Consider the following 21272-nt stretch of genomic DNA (forward strand, 5'->3'; position numbering starts at 1 on the left):
TAAACCCAGCAATAAAAATCGTGCTCATCGTTATTTTTCATTCATTAACTACCCGGAATGAATACGTATAGCGGCCTTCATGCCTGCAGTGTCATTGCGGGCGACCCGAAGACCCCATTGATCCGCTGCGGCGGAAGAAGGAACAGTATGATGTCCATGTCGGCAATGCATGAAATACGGCCCGCCCAAACCGATAGCGGCACGGCGCCGGGCGGTTTGCCCTTATCGGTGGCGCAGCAAGGTGTATGGATTGCGCAACAACTCGATCCATCCAATCCGCGCTATAACTGTGGCGGCTATCTCGACATCGACGGCGCGCTCGACCTGGCGATCCTCGATGCCGCCGCCCGCCTGGCGGTGCAGGAAACGCAGGCGCTGCGCGTGAGATTCAGCGAGCATGACGGCGGCGTGCGCCAGACCATCGAGGATGTGCCGCCGCAAACGCTGACCATGGTCGACCTCAGCGCCGAGCGCGACCCGCACGCCAGCGCCGCCGCCTGGATGCGCAAGGACCTGGGGCAGGCCGCCGATTTCGGCGCAGCGCCCCTGTTCAAGCAAGTCATCTTTACCCTGGGACCGGAGCGGCACCAGTTTTACCTGCGCTATCACCATATCGTCATGGATGGCTTCGCGCAGACCCGCTACTGGAGCCGGCTGGGCCAGCTTTACACGGCCCTGCGCGCAGGTAGCATGCCGCCGGCCACGCCGTTCAGCAGCCTGGACACCCTGCTCGACGAGGAAGCGGCCTACCGCGCCTCGCCCCAGCATGCGCGCGACCACGCCTACTGGACCGACGCCTTCGCCAGCCACGCGGAACCGGCACGCCTGTCGGGCGTGGCCTCGATGGCGTCCAGCGGGCTGCTGCGCCGCACCGTCACGTTGCCGGCGCAGTCGATCGAGCACTTGCGTTCGGCCAGCAGCCGCAGCGCCTGCCGCTGGTCGGTGCTGGTGCTGGCGGCCACCGCCGCCTATCTGCAGCGCGTCACCGGCAACGACAACGTGGTGCTGGGCTTGCCGGTCACGGGCCGCATGACGCCCGCCGCGCTCGACACCCCGGCCATGATGGCCAATGAACTGCCGCTGCGCCTGGCATTGCCCGGTGCGCTGACCATCGCCGAGCTGCTGGCGCAGGTGAGCGGGCAGGTCGGACGCGTGCTGAAACACCAGCGCTACCGCGGCGAAGAGCTGCATCAGGCGCTCAAGCTGTCCGGCACCAGCGAGCGGCTCACCGGGCCGACCGTGAACGTGATTTCCTTCGACCACCAGGTGCGTTTCGGCGAACACGACACCACCGCGCACTACCTGTCGTCGGGACCGGTGAACGACCTGCTGATCGGTTTTTACGGCAAATCGGACGGCTCCGGCCTTCAGATTTATTTCGACGCCAATCCCGACCTGTACACCAGCGACGAACTGGCGGCGCACCAGCAGCGCTTCGTCCACTTTCTCGATACCTTCCTGCTGGCCGAACCGGGCCAGGCACTGGGCCAACTGAACCTGCTGATGCCCGGGGAGCATGCGCAACTGCTGTCGTACAACGCGACCGCGCGCGACTACGACCTCGCCCCCAGCCTGCACCAGCTGATCGACGAACAGGCGCGCCGCACGCCCGGCGCGGTCGCCATCGCGGTGGCCGGCGCCAGCATGCGCTACGCCGAACTGCTCGACGCCAGCGACCGCCTGGCGGCGCATCTGTGCGCCCTCGGCGCCGGTCCCGGGCAGCGCGTCGGCGTGTGCGACGTGCGCTCGCTGGAACTGGTGGTGTCGTTGCTGGCCGTCATGAAGGCCGGCGCCGCCTACGTGCCGCTCGATCCGGACCTGCCGCCCGCGCGCCTGGCCTACCAGGTCGACAATGCCGGCGTCGCGCTGGTGCTGACCCGCTCGACCCTGGCCGGGCTGCTGGAATCGCTGCCGGTGCGCACCGTCGCGGTCGACCAGGTGCTGGCCGGCCTGCCGCCCGCCGCCGCGGGCTCGCTGCCAGCCGCCACGCCCGAGTGCGCCGCTTACGTCATCTACACTTCCGGCTCCACCGGCCAGCCCAAGGGCGTGGCGGTACCGCACCGGGGCGTGGTCAACCGCCTGCTGTGGATGCAGGAAACCTACCGCCTGGGCATCAGCGACTGCGTGCTGCAAAAGACCCCGTTCACCTTCGACGTGTCGGTCTGGGAGTTCTTCTGGCCGCTGCTGGCCGGATGCAAGCTGTTCCTGGCCGAGCCGGGCGGGCACCGCGATCCGCGCTACCTGGCCGACACCATCGTGGGCGAGGGCGTCACCACCTTGCACTTTGTGCCGCCGATGCTCGACCTGTTCCTCGAACAGACGCTGCCCGCCATGACCAGCCTGCGGCGCGTGTTCTGCAGCGGCGAAGCGCTGCGTCCCGACACCGTGGGCGCGTTCTTCGCGGCCTTCGCGCCGGAAACCGCCAACATCGACCTGCTCAATCTGTACGGGCCGACCGAAGCGTCGATCGACGTCACCGCCTGGCATTGCCGGCCGCAAGACGCGCAGGGCGCGGTGCCGATCGGCTATCCGGTGGCGAACACCCAGATCTACCTGCTCGACGCCAGCGGCGCGCTGGCGCCTGTTGGCGTGCCCGGTGAACTGTATATCGGCGGGGTGCAGGTGGCGCTCGGCTATGTGAACCAGCCGCAGCTCAGCGCCGAACGTTTTGTGCCCAATCCGTTTGCGCCCGGCCTGATGTACCGCAGCGGCGACCTGGCGCGCTACCGCAAGGACGGCGCCATCGAGTTTCTGGGCCGGCTCGATCATCAGGTCAAGCTGCGTGGCTTTCGCATCGAACTGGGCGAGATCGAAGCGGCCCTGCTGGCCAATCCCGCGGTGCGGCAGGCGGTGGTCGTGGTGTGGGACCGCAGCGCGCGCGAGCGCCGCCTGGTGGCCTATGTCGCCCCCGCCGACGGTGCGCCGGCCGACCTGGAAGGCGCGCTGCTGGCCGACCTGGCCCGCCAGCTGCCCGAGTACATGGTTCCGTCGCACATCGTCATGCTGGACCAGCTGCCCCTGTCCTCGAACGGCAAGATCGACCGCCGCGCATTGCCGGTGCCGCAGGTCGACCATGGGGCCGCGCTGGCGCCGCCTACCACGCAGGCCGAGCGCGTGCTGCTGGCCGTGTGGCGCGAGCTGCTGCAGACGGAACAGATCGGGGTCGACCAGTCCTTCTTCGCGCTGGGCGGCGACTCGATGCTGAGCATCCGCATGCGCGTCGCGCTCGAACGCCAGGGATTCACCTTCGTCATCGCCGACCTGTTCGCGGCGCCGACGATTGCCGCCCTGGCTGCGCGTTTGCAGCCGTTCGACCAGCACGCGCCGGTACGCGCCCCGGCGCCGCCGTTCGCGCTGCTGCGCCCCGAAGACCGCGCACGCCTGCCGGACGGGCTGGAAGACGCCTATCCGCTCAGCGCCATGCAGGGCGGGATGCTGTTCCATGCCGACTTCGATGCCGACAGTGCGGTGTACCGCGTCGTCACCAGCCTGCACATCGGCGCGATGCTGGACGTGGACGCGCTGCGCGCCGCGCTGGCCGACACGTTCAGGCGCCACCCGGCGCTGCGCAGCAGTTATGATCTGTCGCGCTATTCGGAGCCGCTGCAACTGGTCCATGCGCAGGTCGAGGTGCCGTTCGAACTGGCCGACGACCTGGGCGCGGATGACCCGGACGGCGCCGCGCGCACCATCGCCGCGTGGGTCGAGCAAGCCAAGTTTTACCGCTTCGACCTGTCCGCGGCGCCGCTGCTGCGCTTTACGGTTCATCCACGCGGCCCTGCCAGCTTCCAGCTGTCGGTGCTGGAACACCATGTGGTGCTGGACGGCTGGAGCGATGCCGCCCTGCTGCAGGAAATCGTCAACCGCTACCGGGCGCGCCTGGCCGGCCAGGAGCTGTTCCAGCCGGCCATCGCGTCGCTGTACCGCGACTTTGTTCTTGAGGAACGCCGCGTCATGGGCGAACCGGCCGCGCGCGATTTCTGGACCACCATGCTGCGCGGCGCCGAGCCGACCCTGCTGCCGAGAAAAACGCTGCAGCAAGGCGCCCAGCGCGCCACCCGCCAGCAGGCGTTCGAGGTGCCGCTGCGCGCCGGCCTGGGCGAGCAGTTGCGCCAACTGGCGCGCCAGCACGGCTTGCCGCTCAAGGCGCTCCTGGCCGCCGCCCACGTGGCGCTGCTGCGCATGGTCTGCAACAGCAGCGAGGTGCTGACCGGCGTGGTGTCGAACGGACGCCTTGAAGCGGCCGGCGGCGACCAGGTGATCGGCGTGTTCCTCAACACGCTGCCGCTGCGTATCGATTGCGAAGGCGCCAGCCTGCTGGCATTGGCCGGCAAGGTGTTCGAGCATGAGCGCCAGGCGGCGCCGTACAAACGCTATCCGTTCGGGCAGATCCAGCGCGACCTGGGCGGCCAGCTTCAGCTCGACAGCTACGTCAATTTCATGGATTTCCACCTCGACTGGCAGGCCGGGCGCGGCGCCGACAATATTGTTCTCGACAGCCTTGGCGTGGCGGAGACCAATATCGCCCTGGCCGCCAACTTCCTGGTCGATCCGGTACAGGGCGGCCTGCGCTTCTGGCTCGATTGCGACATCGCGCTGCTCGATGCGGACCTGTGCGCACGCCTGCCGGCCTACTATGCCCGCGCCCTCGAAGCGCTGGCCGACCATCCCGGCCAGGATGCCTGCGCGCTCGACCTGATGAGCGGGGACGAACACGCCACCATCGCGCGCTGGAACGCCACCGCATCCGCTTACGACCGCGCGGCCACGGTGCACGGCCTGATCGCGGTGCAGGCCGCATGGGAGCCGCACGCACCCGCCGCCGCGCACCGCTGGGAAACCCTCGACTACGCCGAACTGGAAGCGCGCGCCAACCGCATGGCGCGCGAACTGCGCCAGCGCGGAGTGCGGCGCGGCAGCCTGGTGGGCGTGAGCCTGCGGCGCGGCAGCGCGCTGCTGGTGTCGCTGCTGGCGATCATGAAGGCCGGCGGCGCCTATGTGCCGCTGGACCCGGCGTTTCCGGCCCAGCGCCTGGCCTACATCGCCGGGGACGCCGGCATCGACTGCCTCGTCACCGAGCGTGGCGGCCCAAGCAACCTGGATTGCCCGCAAGTGCTGCTGGTCGACCTTGACGCGCCCGCCATCGCCGCCCAGCCGGACACGCCGCTGGCGCCCGACAGCGCGCTCGACGCCGGCCCCGACGACGCGGCGTATGTCATCTACACCTCCGGCTCGACCGGCCTGCCGAAAGGAACGCTGATCCGCCACCGTAACGTGATCAATTTCTTCGCCGGCATGGATGCGCGCATTCCCTGCGCGCCCGGCACAGCGGTACTGGCCGTCACCAGCGTCTCGTTCGATATTTCGGTGCTGGAACTGCTGTGGCCATTGACGCGCGGCGCCAAGGTGGTCATCGCGGCCGAGCATATCATCGGCAACCTGGCGCGCGACGAGGCTGACCGCCGCCGCATGCTGCGCCACGCGCTACTGCTGCCGACAACGCCCGCCAGCTGGCGCGGCGCGGCCATCGAACTGGCGGCGGCGAACAAGTGGCCGGTGCTGCCGGACGACCTGCGCGAAGAGCTGCGCTGGATCGCGGCCGGCGCCGACGTGGCGGCATTCGAGGACGCCGGCGCGCGCGGCATGGCGATCATCACGCCGCTGCCGGGCCAGTCGCTGGAGGAACTGGCGTCACGCACCGCAGCCTACCGCGCCGCCGGCGGCACCAGCGTTGCCGTGGCCGTGCCTTGCCTGCTGCCGGGCGATGCCGACATGCTGCATGCACTGGCCGCCGCCGGTGCCGACTGCGTGGCATACCAGCCCGATGCTGGTGCGGCGCCGGAGACTGTCATCGACGGATTGTCCGCCATCGCCCGCCTGGCCGCGCTGCACGACGCCGAGTGCGCCGACAGCGAGCATACCTTTGCCGACCTGTGCAAGCGCCACAACATCGCTGTGATGCAGGGCACGCCGTCGCTCTTGGCGGCGGTGGCGGCCGAACCGGCCGCGCTGTCCGCGTTATCCTGCGCCGGCGCGGTGCTGGTCGGTGGCGAAGCGTTTCCGGTCGGGCTGGCAGCGCGCCTGCTGGCCGCGCTCCCGGCCACCCGTGTATTCAATATGTACGGACCGACCGAAACGACGATCTGGTCCACCGTGCACGAACTGGTGCGAGGCAAGGATACTTTGTTGAGCTGCATCCCGATCGGCACCCCGATCGCCAATACCCAGGTGCTGGTGCTCGATGGCGCGCGCCGTCCCGTGCCGGTTGGCGTGGCGGGCGAATTGTGGATCGGCGGCGATGGCGTCTCCGGCGTCTACCTGAACCGCCCCGAGCTGAGCGCCGAGCGTTTCCCGATGCTGGGCGGCGACGGCGCACAGGTCTACCGCACCGGCGACCGGGTGCGCTGGCGCAATGACGGCGCGCTCGAATTCCTGGGCCGGGTCGACCGCCAGGTCAAGATTCTGGGCCACCGGGTCGAGCCGGACGAAGTCGAAAGCGTGCTCTCGACCCACCCGCAGGTGGCGTCGGTGGCCGTGGTGGCCGTCGTGAAGGAATCCGGCACGGCCGAACTGGTGGCGTTTGTGGCGCCATCGGCCGCGCTGGTCGACCGCGCTGCCGAAGCGGGTCACATCGCGCGCTGGGGCGCGCTGTGGGACGGCGCGTACGCCGAGGCCGAAGGTCAGCACGGCGAGGAAAAGCGTCTCGGCGCGCATGACTTCGCGGGTTGGCTGAGCAGCTACGACAACGCCCCGATTCCCCTGGCCCAGATGCGCGAATGGCTCGGCCACGCAGTGCGCAGCATCGACCGCCTGGCGCCCTCGCGCATGCTGGATGTGGGCGTCGGCGTCGGCCTGTTCCTGCGCGAATTCGCACCCCGCGTCGACGCCTACACCGGCCTGGACGTGTCGCCGGCGGCGCTGCGCAGCGCGCAGGCGTCCTTGCGGCTGCCGGGCGGCCTGCCAGCCCACATCGTGCTGCGCGAGGGCGACGCCACTTGCCTGGAGCAGATGGCGGCGGGAAGCGCCGACACCGTGGTCATCAATTCGGTGATCCAGTATTTCCCCGGCACCGATTACCTCGACCGCGTGCTGCGCGACGCCGTGCGCATCGCCGGACCAACTGGCGCGGTGTTCGTAGGCGACGTGCGCGACGCCGGCCTGCTCGAAGCCTTCCACGCCTCGGTCCAGCTGCACCGGGCCCCAGCCCTGATGCCGGCGCGCGACATCGCCTCGGTACTGGCGCGCCAGCTGGCTGCCGAGGCGGAGCTGTGCCTGCCCATCGCGTTCTTCCGGCGCTGGCCCGGCGCACGCCTGCAACTGAAACGCGGCCACGCCGAGAACGAATTGAGCTGCTTCCGCTTCGACGTGGTGCTGCCGGGCGCCGGTCGGACCGATGGCCCCATGGACGCGCCTGACATGGCCTGGGCCGGCATGGCGGCGCTGGAAGCGGCGCTGCAGGCCGGACCGAGCGCGCTGCGCGTGACCGGCATTCCCAACCAGCGCCTGGTGCGCCCGCTGAAACTGGTGGAGCTGCTGCGCCAGGCCGATGGCGTGGCCACCGCCTGGGACCTGGAAAAAGCGCTCTGGGAGCACGACGACGGCAGCGCCGTGGACCCGGAACAGGTGGCCGAACTGGCCGAAGGCTTCGGCTATGCGGTGCGCCTGCTGGTCGGCGCCGATGGCCGCATGGACTATTTCGACGCCCTGATCGAAGGCCAGCAACGATTGAAGGAGACATCAGCATGACCGTACCGTACGCCAATGAACCGCTGTTATCCGCCTCGGCCACGCGCCTGCGTGCCGACCTGAACGCCTTTGCGCGTGAGCACTTGCCAGAAGCGATGGTGCCCGGCCGCTTCGTCGTACTGGAGCACTTGCCCAAGCTCCCCAACGGCAAGGTCGACCGAAGCGCGCTGCCGCTGCACGGCCACGACGAGCCGCTCGCGGCCAGCTACGTGGCCCCGTCCACGCCGGAAGAGCGCCAGGTTGCGCAGATCTGGTGTGATGTATTGGGCCTGGCGCGGGTGGGCATCCACGACAGTTTTTTTGATTTGGGCGGCGATTCGCTGGCCGCCGCGCAGATGGCGGCGCGGGTCAAGCAAGCCTTCGGCGTGGCGCTTAGCCTGCGGCGCCTGTTCGACCGGCCCAGCATCGCCGAACTGGTGGCCATGTTGAGCGGCAAAGCCGACGTTCCGGGCGACAGCAGCCACAATTCGCGCAGCCTGCATCCGGACGAACTGTTTGCCGAAGCGGCGCTGGCCGACGATATCCGCCCGCTGGCGGGCGCGCTGCCGCCGTCGTGCGGGCCGTACCGGCGCATCCTGCTGACCGGCGCCACCGGCTACACCGGCGCCTACCTGCTGCGCGAACTGCTGGACCGCTCGGACGCACACATCTACGTGCTGGTGCGCGCGGCCGACAGCGCCGCCGCGCTTGACCGGGTGGTCGAGAACATGGCGCTGTACGGCCTGTCGCGCGACGCCGACCGCGCGCGCCTGATCGGCGTGGTGGGCGACATCGCGCGGCCGTATTTCGGCGTGGCGCGCGCCAGCTACGAAGAGATGGCGCGCGAAGCGGAAATGATCATCCACAACGGCGCGCTGTCGAGCTACGCGCTGCCGTACAAACGTCTGAAAGCGGTCAACGTGCTGGGCACCGTGGAAGTGCTGCGCCTGGCCTGCCGCGACCGCATCAAGCCGGTGCATTTCATTTCCTCGCTGGCGGTTTTCCCGGGCCACGACGGACCGCAGGATTTCGCCGAAGTGGCGGTGAGCGACGCGACCGGCGTGGTGGGCGGCTACCGCCAGAGCAAATGGGTGGGCGACCGCCTCGTCACCCTGGCTGGCGAACGTGGGCTGCCGGTGTGCGTCTACCGGCCCGGCCTGATCACGGGCGCGCAAGACACCGGCGCCTGTTCCGACGACACCTTCTTGAACGCCTCGATCAAGGGCTGCATCCAGCTTGGCCTGGCGCTCGACTTCAATGTCTGCCTGGAGATGGTGCCGGTGGATTTCTGCGCCAGGGCGGTGGCCCACATCGCGCTGGGCGGGCAGTGGCACGGCAGCCAGTTCAACCTGCCGGCCGCCAATACGGTGCGCTGGGACGATCTGGTCGACATGCTGGGCGTGTGCGGCTATCCGCTCAAACGCGTGCCGTACCCGGACTGGTACCGCGCCCTGGCGGCGGCGCTGGAGCACGGCGAGGACAACGCCCTGGCCAAATTCTTCCCCCTGTTCGGCGCCGAGATTCCCTCGGCCGACGTGGGCTACCCGGGCAGCGCGCCGCATTTTCGCGACGAGCGCCTGCAGGCCGCGCTGGCCGGCTCCGGCATCGAACGGCGCCCGATCGATCCGGCTTTCATCCAGGTTTATCTCGATTATTTTGTCGCCACCGGCTATCTGCCTGCGGCCAACGTGAAGGGTAGTGCACCATGAACCGTTTTCTGGAACACAGCAATATCGTCGATGTGATCCGTGGCCATGCCCGCGCCACGCCGCAGCAGGATGCCGTCACGCTGGTGCCCGACCCGGCCCGTCCGGCCGGCGCGCAGTCGCTCAGCTACAGCCGGCTGGACGCCGAGGCGCGCCGCATCGCCGCCTGGCTGCAGGAGCGCGCCGATCCGGGCGACCGGGTGCTGCTGCTGTACGCGCCGGGCCTGAACTTCGCGGCGGCGTTTGTCGCTTGCCTGTATGCCGGCATGATCGCGGTGCCGGCCCCGCTGCCGGGACAGCATCCGCACCAGCAGCGCCGCATCGCCCGCATCGCCGGCGACGCCGGCGTGGCCGCGCTGCTGACCGACAGCGCCAACCTGGAGGCGGTGCGGGAATGGGCGCGCGACCAGCAGGTCGGCGCCATTGCCTGCGTGGCCAGCGACGACGCCGCACTGGGCGAGGTCGATGCCTGGCGCATGCCCGAGGTCAGCCGCGCCACCCTGGCGCTGCTGCAGTACACCTCCGGCTCGACCGGCGCGCCCAAGGGCGTGATGATCAGCCACGACAACCTGCTGCACAATGCCGACAGCCTGTGCCGCGCCTACGGACTCGGTCCGGAGACCCGCTTCGGCGGCTGGATTCCGCTGTTCCACGACATGGGCCTGATGGGCCTTCTGCTGCCAGCGCTGTTCCTCGGCAGTACCTGCATCCTGACCACGCCCAACACCTTCCTCAAGCGTCCGCATTTGTGGCTGCGCATGATCGCCGACTTCCGCATCGCCTTTACGGCCGCGCCCAATTTCGCCTATGACCTGTGCCTGCAGCGGATCGACGACGCCCAGGTGGCGGGGCTGGACCTGTCGCACTGGCGCCACGCCGCCAACGGCTCCGAGCTGGTACAGGCGCGCACCATCAGCGCCTTCGTGGAGCGCTTTGCTCCGCTGGGCTTGCGGGCCGACGTCATCTGCCCGTGCTACGGCATGGCCGAGACCACCCTGTTCGTGTCCGGCAGCGGCGCTCGCGTGGCGCCGGTGTGTTCGGTCGACGCCGACCTGCTCGAACGCCACCGCTTCATGCCCAGCGCGCAGGGCGCGCGCAGCGTGGTCAGTTGCGGCGTGGTGCACGACCTGGACGTGCTGATCGTCGCCCCGGAAACGCGCGAGGTGGCCGGTGCCGGCGTGGTCGGCGAAATCTGGCTGCGCGGCGTGAGCGTGGCGCAAGGCTACTGGCGGCATGCGGAAGCGAGCGCGCGCGACTTCGGCGCCTGCACCGTGGATGGCCAGGGCGGCTACTTCCGCACCGGAGACCTGGGCGTGCTGCACGGCGGCGAACTGTATGTCACGGGCCGCCACAAGGAGATGATGATCGTGCACGGCCGTAACCTGTACCCACAAGACATCGAACGCGCGGTGCGCGCCGAGCATGCGGAACTGGCCAGCGGCGCCGGCGCGGTATTCACGGTCACCGCGCCGCACGAGGAAGTGGTGGTCACCCACGAACTGCGCGGGCAGTGGTGCGAGAGCGTGCTGCCGGCCCTGGCGCGCGGCATCAAGGCCACCGTCATGGCCTCGGCGGGGGTGCGGGTATCGGCCGTGGTGCTGCTGCGGCCGGGCGGGGTGCTGCGCACCACCAGCGGCAAGATCCAGCGCGGCACCATGCGCACCGCTTTCCTGCAGCAGTCGCTCACGCCAATGTACGAAGACGTGGACGCGCACCTGCAGGCGCTGCGCCATGCCGAGCCGGTGGCCGGGAGCGTGGCGTGAGCGCGCGCGACCTGTCGGCCCTGGTCGCGCTCGAAAGCGTGCTGGAGGCGGCATCCGCCGAGGGCCAGCCGTTTTCGCCCGCCGTCAGCGCCGAGCTGGATCGCCTGGAAGCTTTTCCGGCGGCGGCCTGCAAGGTGCTCGATGATTTCGGGCTGGCGGCCTGGTACGTGCCGCGCCGCCACGGCGGGCGCATGGAGAGTTTCTCCGAACTGCTGCAACTGTGGCGCGCGGTGGCGCGGCGCGACCTGACCGTGGCGGTGGCGCACGGCAAGACCTTCCTCGGCACCGGCTGCGTGTGGGTGGCGGCCGACCCGGAGCAGGCGCACGCGCTCGGGCGCGACGTCGCCGCCGGCGCGGTCGTGTCGTGGGGCTTGACCGAACGCGGACACGGCAGCGACCTGCTGGCCGGCGAACTGACGGCGACGCCGGATGCCGCCGGCTGGCGCGTGGATGGTGAAAAGTGGCTGATCAATAACGCCACCCGCGGCCAGGTGCTGTGCGCACTGGCGCGCACCGATGCGGCGGGCGGGCCGCGCGGTTTCAGCCTGTTCCTGATCGATAAACGCAGCCTGCCTGCCGGGAGCTACCGCTGCCTGCCCAAGGAAGCCACGCACGGCATCCGCGGCGCCGACATCAGCGGCATCGCCTACGCCAATGCGCAGGTAACGCCCGGCGCCCTGGTCGGACGCGAAGGGCAGGGCGTGGAAATCGTGCTCAAGGCCCTGCAAATGAGCCGCACCGCCTGCTCCGCCTTGTCGCTGGGCGCCGCCGACCACGCGCTGGCACTGGCGCTGCGCTTTGCCGGCGAGCGCCAGTTGTATGGACGGCGCATGCTCGATTTGCCGCTGGTGCGGCGCGTGATCGGCGAAGCCGCCGCCACCTTGCTCGCTGCCGAAGCGGTCAGCGTAGTGGCGGGGCGCTGCATGGCGGCGCTGCCGGGCGAAATGAGCGTGGTGGCCGCGCTGGCCAAGGCGCACGTGCCAAGCGCGGTCGACGAGATGATCGGCTCCCTCGGCGAACTGCTCGGCGCGCGCGCATTCCTGACCGAAGTGTTCGAGCATGGCATGTTCCAGAAGCTCGAACGTGACCACCGCATCGTCGCCATTTTCGACGGCAGCACGGTGGTCAACCGCAATGGACTGATCAACCAGTTCCGCAACCTGGCGCGCGGCTGGCGCGACGCACGCTGCGACCGCGGCGGCCTGGCGATTGTGTTCGATGCCGGCGCTGCGCTGCCCGAATTCGCACCCGAAAAACTGAGCATGATGTCGGCGGGCGGTTGCAGCGTGCTGCAAAGCCTGCCGCACACGTGCACGCAGCTGACCGGCGCGCCGGCGCGCGTGCAGCGTTTGGCGAACGCCCTGTGCGCGGCCAGCGCCGCCACGCTGGAGCAGTGCGGCGCGTATCAACCGTCGCCGCGCGAGGTACCGCCTGCGGCCTTCGATCTGGCGCGCCGCTACGAACTGTGTTTCGCCGGCGCGGCCTGCGTCGGTTACTGGCTGGCCAACCGCGCCGCCAACCAGGGCGCGCCGCTGTGGCATGACGCGCTGTGGCTGGAAGCGGCCTTGGTGCGCCTGCTGGCGCAACTGACCCCGGATGCACCCGGACTGGAAGACGATATGGCGATCTACGATACCTTGGCGCAGGCGCTGTCGGCCCCGGGCCTACCCCGGGCATCGATCCTGGCGCCGGCAGGGGAGGCGGCATGAACGCATCCAGCGTCGGCGCTCTTGAAAACATGCTGGGCGACCCGTGCGACAGCGCCAATCCGTGCGGCTTCGGCCAGGTGCTGGCGGCTGACGAACGTGGCGACATGCTGGCCGCCGGCGAGGAAACGCTCGACCGCTTCGGCTTCGGCGCCGAATTCGTGCCGGCCGCGCTGGGCGGGCGCCTGCATGCGCTTCCGAGCATGATCGAACTGGGACGAGCCGTATTCCGGCGCGACCCGTGCCTGGGTCTGGGCTACGGCGCCAGTTCCCTGATCGCCGCCGTCAACGTCTGGAGCGCCGGTTCGCCCGCGCAGCAGCGCACGGTGGCCGACCTGCTGCTGCGTAACCGCAAGCTGGCCTGCGCCTACCATGAACTCGACCACGGCAACGACCTGGCGCGCTGCGACTTCGAGGCGCTGCCCGGCGCGGACGGCCTGGTCCTGAACGGCGGCAAGCAGGTGATCGCGAACATCACGCGCGCCGATGCGATCATCGTCTACGCCCGCACCGATACCCGAGTGGGCGGGCGCAGCCACTCGCAACTGCTGGTGGAAAAACGCGCGCTGGACGGGGCCAAGACCACTTATCCGGCGCGGCTGTCCAGCGTCGGCATGCGCGGCGTGCAGCTTGGCTGCATCGACGTCAACGATTGCGCGCTGCCGCACGAGAGCATCATCGGCACGCCGGGGCAGGGGCTGGAAACGGCGCTCAAGGCGTTCCAGGTCACACGCGTCGCCTTGCCCGGCATGTTCATGGGCATTCTCGACACGGGCTTGCGCAGCACCCTGCGCTACACCCGCCAGCGCCAGTTGTACGGGCGCGCCGTGCTCGAACTGCCGCAAACGCGCGCGGTCGTGGCGGGCGCTTTTGCCGACCTGCTGCTGGCGGACTGCTTCGTGACCATCGCCGCGCGCACCCTGCATCTGATACCGCAGGCCGGCGGCGTGACCAGCGCCGCCGTCAAGTACCTCGTGCCCAAGCTGCTGATCGACGCCATGACCGGCCTGTCGGCCATCCTGGGCGCCCAGTTCTACCTGCGCGACGGGCGCAATGCGCTGTTCCAGAAACTGGTGCGCGACCTGAAACCTGCCTCGTTCGGCCATGCGGCGCGCGTGACGTGCCAGATGACGATCATGCCCCAGTTGCCGCTACTGGCGCGCCGCACCTGGCTGCGCGACGATTCGCCTGCCGCGCCGGAAGCGCTGTTCGACATTGGCGCGCCGCTCGCGCCTTTCGACTTTGCGACTTTGGCGCTGGGCGCGGCCGGCCACGATCCGCTGGCGGCGGCACTGCCAGCCGTGTGCGCGGCCCTGCAAGCCCACCCGCAGCTGGCCGTCCTGGCGCAGCGCTTCACCGACGAACTGGCGCGTTTGCAGGCTTACTACGTTGCGCTGGCGCCGGCCGAGTCCAGCGTCATGGCCAGCCCGCACAGTTACGCGCAGTGCGGGTGCTACGTGACGGTGCTGGCGGCGTCGGCCTGCCTGAACCTGTGGTGGCGCGAGCAGGCGCGGGTTGGCCAGGAGCGCGACGCGTTTCTGGCGGACCCGCGCTGGCTCGAAGTGGTGCTGCAACGGCTGCAGGGCCGCCTGTCCGGCAGCACCGCGCAGCACGACCCGGAGCACCTCGCTTTCCTGCTCGCCGAGCTGGAAGCGCGCCACGAGCGCGCGCAAAGTTTCGACCTGACCCGGCGTCCCCTGTCCGCATGGGGCGCCAATCCTTCCTCAACCCTTCAAGAAAGCTGATATGAGCATCGCACCCTACACCGTCGAACCAACCGAAGCATCCCTGAAAACCTGGCTGGCCGAGCGCGTCGCCGAATACGTGCGCCTGACGCCCGACCAGATCCGCAGCGACACGCCGCTGGCCGATTACGGCCTGGACTCGGTCTATGCGCTGACCCTGAACGCCGATATCGAGGACTACCTCGGGTTGACGCTCGATAACGCCCTGATGTGGGACCACCCCACCATCGATGCACTGAGCAAGGTGCTGATCGAGATGATGGCGCTCGAAAAAGCCTGAACCCACACCACCAATCTAAAAAGAGGACGATCATGAGAGACATCGACGCCGACGGCGCCCTGCAATTCCCCCTTCCGCGCGCCTGCCCGCATCACCCGCCGCCGGAATACCGCCAGCTGCGCATGGAGCAGCCGGTGGCGCGCGTGCGCACCCCGCGCGGCGACCTGGCCTGGCTGATCACGCGCCACCAGGATATCCGCGCGGTGCTGACCGACAAGCGCTTCAGCTCCGACCCGCTGGCGCCCGGCTATCCATCCTACCTGTCGGGCGATGTGGCGCCGCCGCCGGGCTTTTTCATGCAGATGGACGCGCCGGTGCACTCGCGCCTGCGCTCGCTGGTGATCGATGAATTCAAGGGCGGCTACGTCGAGACCTTGCGCCCGAAAATGCAAGCCATCGTCGACAGCATGATCGACGCCATGCTCAAGCTGCCGCCGCCGGTCGACTTTGTCGCCGTCATGGCCCTGCCGACCGCCTCGCTGATCATCTGCGAGCTGCTCGGCGTGCCGTACGAGGACAGCCCCTTCATCCAGAGCCGCACCGACACGGTGCTCGACCGCAGCAGCACGCCGGAACAGTCGCAGGGCGCGGCCATCGAACTGATGATGTATTTCGACCGCATCGTCACCGAAAAGGAGCAGAACCCGGGCGACGACCTGCTGGGGCGCCTGGTGGCCAATCCGGCCAACCGCGAGCGCGCCAGCCACCAGGAGATGGTCGGCATCGCCGCCTTGCTGCTGCTGGGCGGCTACGACACCATGGCCCAGGTCATGGGCCTGGGCACCCTGACCCTGATGACCCACCCCGACCAGTTGGCCGATTTGCAGCGCGAGCCGGCCTTGCTCGACACCCTGGTCGATGAACTGGTGCGCTACTGGTCGGTCAATCACGCCGGCCTGCCGCGCGCGGCGCTGGAAGACGTGGAAGTGGGCGGCCAGTTGATCAAGGCCGGCGAGGGCGTGCTGGTCATGCTCAATTCGGGCAACCGCGACGATAGCGTGTATCCCGACGCCGACCAGTTCGACATCCGGCGCCAGTGCCCGAACCATGTCGGCTTCGGCCACGGCCTGCACAAGTGCATCGGCGCCGCCTTCGCCCGGCTGGAACTGAAAATCGTCTTCGGCACGCTGTTCGAGCGCATTCCCGGCTTGCAGCTGGCCGGCGACGCCGATGCGCTGGCGTTCCGCCACGAGATGGTGCTGTATGGCCTGAAGGCCATGCCGGTCACCTGGCAGCAGGCGGCAGGAGAGCGGGCATGACGCGCCTGGTCGCTGTCTCGGGCAGCTTGCGGCGCGAATCGGCCAACACCACCTTGCTGCGCGCGGCCATCGCGCTGGCGCCATCAGATATCGCCATCACGCTGTACGAGGGCGTTGGCGATCTGCCGCAGTTCAACCCCGACATCGAGCACGACGCGCCGCCCCTGGTGCAAGCCTGGCGCGCGCTGCTGCGCGACTGCGACGGCATCGTCGTCGCGTGTCCGGAGTATGTGCACGGGGTGCCGGGCGCGTTCAAGAATGCGCTCGACTGGGTGGTGGGCAGCACCGAGCTGGCCGGCAAGCGGGTGGCGCTGATCAACGCCTCGGGGCGGGCGGTGCACTGCCATGCCGCGCTGGTCGAGATCATCACCACCATGGGCTGGATCGTGGTCGACGAAGCCTCGCCGGTGATCCCGGTGGCGGGCAAGAACTACACGCAGGCCGACATGATCGGCAATCCCGCGCTGGCAGAACCGCTGCTGGCGGCCTTGCATGCCATGGCCGGCGTGCCGGCGATGGCCGACTAACCGAATGCACTCGCGAAAGTTCCCGACTATGGCATCTTCCCTGTTTATCCGTTACGGCCAGTGGATCGTCCGTTTCCGCTGGCTCGTCATGCTGCTGGTGGCGCTGACAACCGTCTTCCTGGCCGGCTACCTGGGCAAACTCAAGCTCGACATGGACCCCGACCTGTGGGCGCCGCAGGCGCACCCCTACGTGAAAACCACCAAGCAGCTCGAACACCTGTTCGGCGGCACCAACTTCACGGTCATCGGCGTCATTCCGCGCCAGGGCGACATCTACCAGCCGGAGGTACTGGCCAAGGTACGGCGGATCCAGCAGGGAATCGAAGAGATCCAGGGTGCGATCAAGAGCAATACCATCAGCCTGGCGGCGCGCAAGATCAAGGCGATCGAGGGTGGCCCGGACGGCATGCTGGTGCGCCCGATCATGGAGACCATTCCCACCACGCCGGCGCAACTGGCGCAGCTCAAGGCCGCCGTGCTGGCCAATCCGCTGTACGTCAACACCCTGGTTTCGCCCAAGGGCGATGCCGCGGCGATCCTGACCGACTTCAAGATGGACAAGCTCAAACCGAGCTACCAGGCGATCTATCAGCAGATCCAGGCCGTGATCGACAAGGAGCGCGACGCCCAGACCGAGATCGTGGCCGGCGGGCTGCTGGTCAACCTGGCGGCCACCGAGCGCCATGTGATGGAGCTGCCGATGTTCCTGGGCGCGGCGTTCCTGGTCATCATGCTGGTGCAGTACCTGTCGTTCCGCAGTTTCCAGGGCATGCTGCTGCCGCTCGTCACGGGGCTGCTCAGCGTGATCTGGGCGCTCGGCTTCATGGGGCTGGTGGGCGTGCACATGGACCTGATGAACACGAATACCCCGATCCTGATCATGGCGGTGGCCACCGGCCATGCGATCCAGATCCTCAAGCGCTACTACGAGCAGTACGCCGAATTGTGCGGGCGCGGGCGCGACCCGGCGCTGGCGCCCGACCTGGCCCTGGTCGGCAAGACGGTCGAGAACTACACCCACAAGGACCTGAACCGGGCGGCGGTGATCAAGTCGCTGGCCTGGATCGCGCCGATCATGATCACCGCCGGCCTGATCGCCAGCGTGACCTTCTTTTCGCTGACCCTGGCGGAGGTGTCGGTGGTGCGCCATTTCGGCGTGTTCGCCGGTTCCGGCATCATCGCGGTGCTGGTGCTGGAAATGACCCTGATTCCGGCCATGCGGGCCGCGTTCGCGCCGCCCAAGGCGGCGGCCGCCGGCAAGCGGGCCGGTCCCAGCCTGCTCGACCGGGCGCTGGCGCGCCTGGCCGACCGTCTGCTCGACGGCAACGCCTGGCGCATCCTGGTTGGCGGCCTGGTGCTGGTCGCACTGGCGCTGGCGGGCGTATCGCGCCTGTATGTCGACAATAGCCTGAACCACGACCATCTGGCCGGCAGCGCGGTACGCATCAACGACGCCGCCCTGAACCGCCATTTCGGCGGCACCAATTCGATGTTCTTCCTGGTCCAGGGCAAGAGCGACGACGCCATCAAGGACCCGCAGGTATTGCGCGGCATGGCCGAACTGCAGGACTTCCTGAACCGCCAGCCGGGTGTCGGCAAGACTACCTCGCTGGCCGACATGCTCAAGAAGATGAACCAGGCGATGCATGCCGACGACCCGGCCTTCTACCAGATTCCCGAGACGCGCGACCTGGTGGCGCAATACCTGCTGCTGTTCTCGATGTCCGGCCAGCCGCAGGATCTCGACAACGTGGTCGACACCGATTACCGCCATGCGGTGATCCAGGTACTGCTCAAGGAAGACAGTACCCAGAAGGCCGAGCAGCTGTACCTGATGGCGCAGCCGATCATCGCCCGGCACTTCCCGCGCGACGTGGTGGTGTCGATCGGCGGCTCGCTGCCGGAAACCATCGCGATCAACGAGTCGCTGACGCGCGACAAGGTGCAAAACATGATCCAGATGAGCGTGATCGTGTTCATCCTTGCCAGCATCGCGCTGCGCTCTGTGGTGGGCGGCCTGTTCGTCGCCATTCCGCTGGTGCTGATCATCCTGGCCAACCTGGGCCTGATGGGCTGGTTCGGCATTCCCCTCGACATGGGCACCTCGACCACGGCGTCGATGGCGATCGGGGTCGGCGCCGATTACGAGATTTATCTGCTGTTCCGCTTCCGCGAGGAATTCCGGCGCGACGGCGACCTGGCGCGCGCAACCCGCACCTCGCTCATGACATCCGGCAAGGCGATCGTGCTGGTGGCCCTGGCCATCGCCGGCGGTTATTCCGTCCTGCTCGGCACCGGCTTCGCGTTCTATATCCGCTTCGCCCTGATGGTGATCGTCACCATGACGGTCAGCAGTGTGTGCGCGCTGGTGTTCCTGCGCTCGATGATGATGGTCTTCAAGCCGCGCTTCATTTTCGGGGCGCGGCCCCAGCTTACCAAGGAGCAGCTCGCATGAAACCTACCCTGCCATTTTCCTTTCGGCGAGCCGCGCTGGGCGCGGCCATCGCCTGCGCCTTGCTGCCGGCCCGGGCCGACACGGCCCACGACATGATGGAGAAGAATTTCTACGTGTCGAAGATCGGCGCGATGAAGTCGCAGATGACCATGAACCTGGTCGCGCCCGACGGCAAGCAGCGCGTGCGCAAGATGGATACCGTTTCGCAGCTGCAAAAGAACGGCATCGATTCGAGCCTGGTGGTGCGCTTCCAGCATCCGCAGGATATCAAGGGCACGGCCTTTCTCGAAGTCGAGCATGCCGATGGCGACGACGACCTGTGGATCTACCTGCCAGCCCTGCAAAAGGTGCGGCGCCTGGTCGCCAACAACAAGAAGGACAGCTTCATGGGCTCGGACTTCAGTTACGGCGAAATGCTGCCGCCGCGGGTGGACGCGTGGCGCCACACGCAGGTGCGCAGCGAGGCGGTGGAGGGCCAGGAGTGCGTGCTGATCGAATCGGTGCCGGCGTCGGACAAGGTGCGCGAGGACAGCGGCTACAGCAAGAAGCTGAGCTGGCTGCGCAAGGATAACGCGCTCGAAGCGAAGGTCGAGTATTACGACCTGGCCGGCAAGCTGCTCAAGGTGCAGCACGCGCGCCAGCCCAAGCTGGTCGAGCCGGACAAGGGCCGCTGGCTCGCGCAAAGCCGCGAGATGGTCAACGTCCAGACCGGCCACAAGACCCTGATATCGCTCGATACGATCGACACCGCCTTCAGCGTGACGCCGCAGATGTTTTCCACCCGCGCGCTTGAGGTGCGATGAGGGGCGCGGCATGCGGTGCGTTGATCGCCATGCTGTGCGGTCCGGTTGCGGCGTGCCGCGCGGCCGGCGCGCAGCTCCAGCCCAGCGCCGTGCTGCGGCTCGATCACCTGCGCGGCGCCACCGGTGCCACGGCCGACCTGCAGATCGAGCCCACCTGGGGCGAGCGCGCGAGCGGCAAGGCGCTGCTGCGCCTGACCCGGCCGAGGCTGGGCGCGCCGCAAGGCGGGGACAGCGCGGCCAATGCCGACCTGATCGAGGCGTTCGCGCTGTGGCACGGCGAGCATGTCGACGTCAAGCTGGGCAAGCAGATTGTCGCGTGGGGCAGGGCGGACGGAGTCAATCCGACCGATAACCTCACACCCAGGAACTTTCGGGTGCAGTCGCCGTACGAGAAAGACCAGCGCGAGGGCGTGGCGGCCCTGCTGGTCAATTATTTCCCGGCCCCGCAGGACACCGTCAGCCTGTTTCTGAGCCCGACGTTTCGGCCGAGCCGCCTGCCGCTGCCCGACACCGGCGCGCTGGTTTTCGAGGATCGCCAGCCCGACCGGGGGCGCTGGCCGCTGGGCCTCAAATTCGACCGGCGCGGCGACAGGCTGGACTGGTCGCTCAGCTATTATCGCGGCTACCAGCTGGCGCCGGAGTGGCAGGCCGGTGCCGGGCCGGGCAGCGTGATCCTGCACTACCCCAACATCCGCGTGTTCGGGGCCGATGCGGCGGTGAACCTGGGCCGCTACGGCTGGCGTGGCGAACTGGCGCGCGTGCTGCGCGACGATCCCGCGCAGCCGGGCGGGGCGGGCGCCAACTGGACCCTGGTGACTGGCCTCGACCGCAATTTCGACGAGGACCTGAACGTCAATGTGCAACTGATCGTCCAGCAGAACGGCAACCTGGACGACGTGGCCGGCATCGTCGACGGGCAGCGCCGCGCCGTTGCCGGCGTCAACGCGATCAGCTTTCATCAGGAACGCGATCGCAAGTTCGGCGCCACCATGCGGATAGGCAAGAAATGGCTGAACGGCACCCTGGAAGCCGAATTGCTCGCCTACGGCTACTTTCAGCCGCGCACCAGTTACTGGCGGCCCTTGCTGGCCTACGCGCTGCGCGACGACCTGCGCCTGAGCGTGGGCGGCGACCTGTTCGTGGGCAGGCCGGCAAGCTATTTCGGCAGCAACCGTAGCCTGCGGGGAATGTTCGTCGAGCTGCGCTACTTCCATTGAACCGGCATCGGTGCGGCCCCGGCGCGGGCCGCTGCCGACACTTTCATGCCCTGCGCATACAAAGTCAGACGCTTTCTGCCGCCTGG

11 protein-coding genes are annotated in these 21272 nt (G+C 68.4%); all 11 read left to right on the top strand.

Features of this window, described 5'->3' with window-relative positions; all coding sequences use genetic code 11:
• Nucleotides 1-150 precede the first annotated feature (150 nt).
• From RBA41_RS03835 to RBA41_RS03885, 11 genes are read left to right on the top strand one after another with little or no spacing between them, the layout of a single operon-like run.
• Entirely contained in the window at nucleotides 151-7746 is a 7596-nt protein-coding gene (locus RBA41_RS03835) for a non-ribosomal peptide synthetase (protein WP_306621203.1), read from the top strand.
• Nucleotides 7743-9434, top strand: a complete 1692-nt coding sequence (locus tag RBA41_RS03840; protein WP_306621205.1) for a thioester reductase domain-containing protein — start codon at nucleotides 7743-7745, stop codon at nucleotides 9432-9434. The genes RBA41_RS03835 and RBA41_RS03840 overlap by 4 nt, the downstream gene beginning before the upstream one ends.
• The gene (locus tag RBA41_RS03845) at nucleotides 9431-11194 is read left to right on the top strand and encodes a fatty acyl-AMP ligase (RefSeq protein WP_306621207.1); all 1764 of its coding nucleotides are present in this window, start codon (nucleotides 9431-9433) and stop codon (nucleotides 11192-11194) included. The genes RBA41_RS03840 and RBA41_RS03845 overlap by 4 nt, the downstream gene beginning before the upstream one ends.
• Nucleotides 11191-12903, top strand: a complete 1713-nt coding sequence (locus RBA41_RS03850; protein WP_306621209.1) for an acyl-CoA dehydrogenase family protein — start codon at nucleotides 11191-11193, stop codon at nucleotides 12901-12903. The genes RBA41_RS03845 and RBA41_RS03850 overlap by 4 nt, the downstream gene beginning before the upstream one ends.
• Nucleotides 12900-14645 carry an acyl-CoA dehydrogenase family protein gene (locus RBA41_RS03855; protein ID WP_306621212.1) on the top strand — a complete coding sequence of 582 codons (1746 nt, stop codon included), beginning with the start codon at nucleotides 12900-12902 and terminating at the stop codon, nucleotides 14643-14645. The genes RBA41_RS03850 and RBA41_RS03855 overlap by 4 nt, the downstream gene beginning before the upstream one ends.
• A gap of 1 nt (nucleotide 14646) precedes the next feature.
• The gene (locus RBA41_RS03860; RefSeq protein ID WP_306621213.1) at nucleotides 14647-14925 is read left to right on the top strand and encodes an acyl carrier protein; all 279 of its coding nucleotides are present in this window, start codon (nucleotides 14647-14649) and stop codon (nucleotides 14923-14925) included.
• Nucleotides 14926-14957: 32 nt separating this feature from the next.
• Entirely contained in the window at nucleotides 14958-16184 is a 1227-nt protein-coding gene (locus RBA41_RS03865) for a cytochrome P450 (protein WP_306621215.1), read from the top strand.
• Complete coding sequence (locus RBA41_RS03870; RefSeq protein ID WP_306621217.1) at nucleotides 16181-16711, top strand: NADPH-dependent FMN reductase; 531 nt, start codon at nucleotides 16181-16183, stop codon at nucleotides 16709-16711. Before RBA41_RS03865 ends, RBA41_RS03870 begins: the two co-directional genes overlap by 4 nt.
• A gap of 28 nt (nucleotides 16712-16739) precedes the next feature.
• Complete coding sequence (locus tag RBA41_RS03875; protein WP_306621219.1) at nucleotides 16740-19166, top strand: efflux RND transporter permease subunit; 2427 nt, start codon at nucleotides 16740-16742, stop codon at nucleotides 19164-19166.
• A complete protein-coding gene (locus RBA41_RS03880; RefSeq protein ID WP_306621221.1) occupies nucleotides 19163-19969 on the top strand; it encodes an outer membrane lipoprotein-sorting protein in 807 nt (268 codons plus the stop codon). The genes RBA41_RS03875 and RBA41_RS03880 overlap by 4 nt, the downstream gene beginning before the upstream one ends.
• A complete protein-coding gene (locus tag RBA41_RS03885) occupies nucleotides 19966-21186 on the top strand; it encodes a DUF1302 domain-containing protein (RefSeq protein ID WP_306621223.1) in 1221 nt (406 codons plus the stop codon). Before RBA41_RS03880 ends, RBA41_RS03885 begins: the two co-directional genes overlap by 4 nt.
• The last annotated feature ends 86 nt before the right edge of the window (nucleotides 21187-21272 follow it).

The sequence above is a fragment of the Massilia scottii genome, assembly GCF_030846495.1.
GTDB lineage: Bacteria > Pseudomonadota > Gammaproteobacteria > Burkholderiales > Burkholderiaceae_D > Telluria_A > Telluria_A violaceinigra.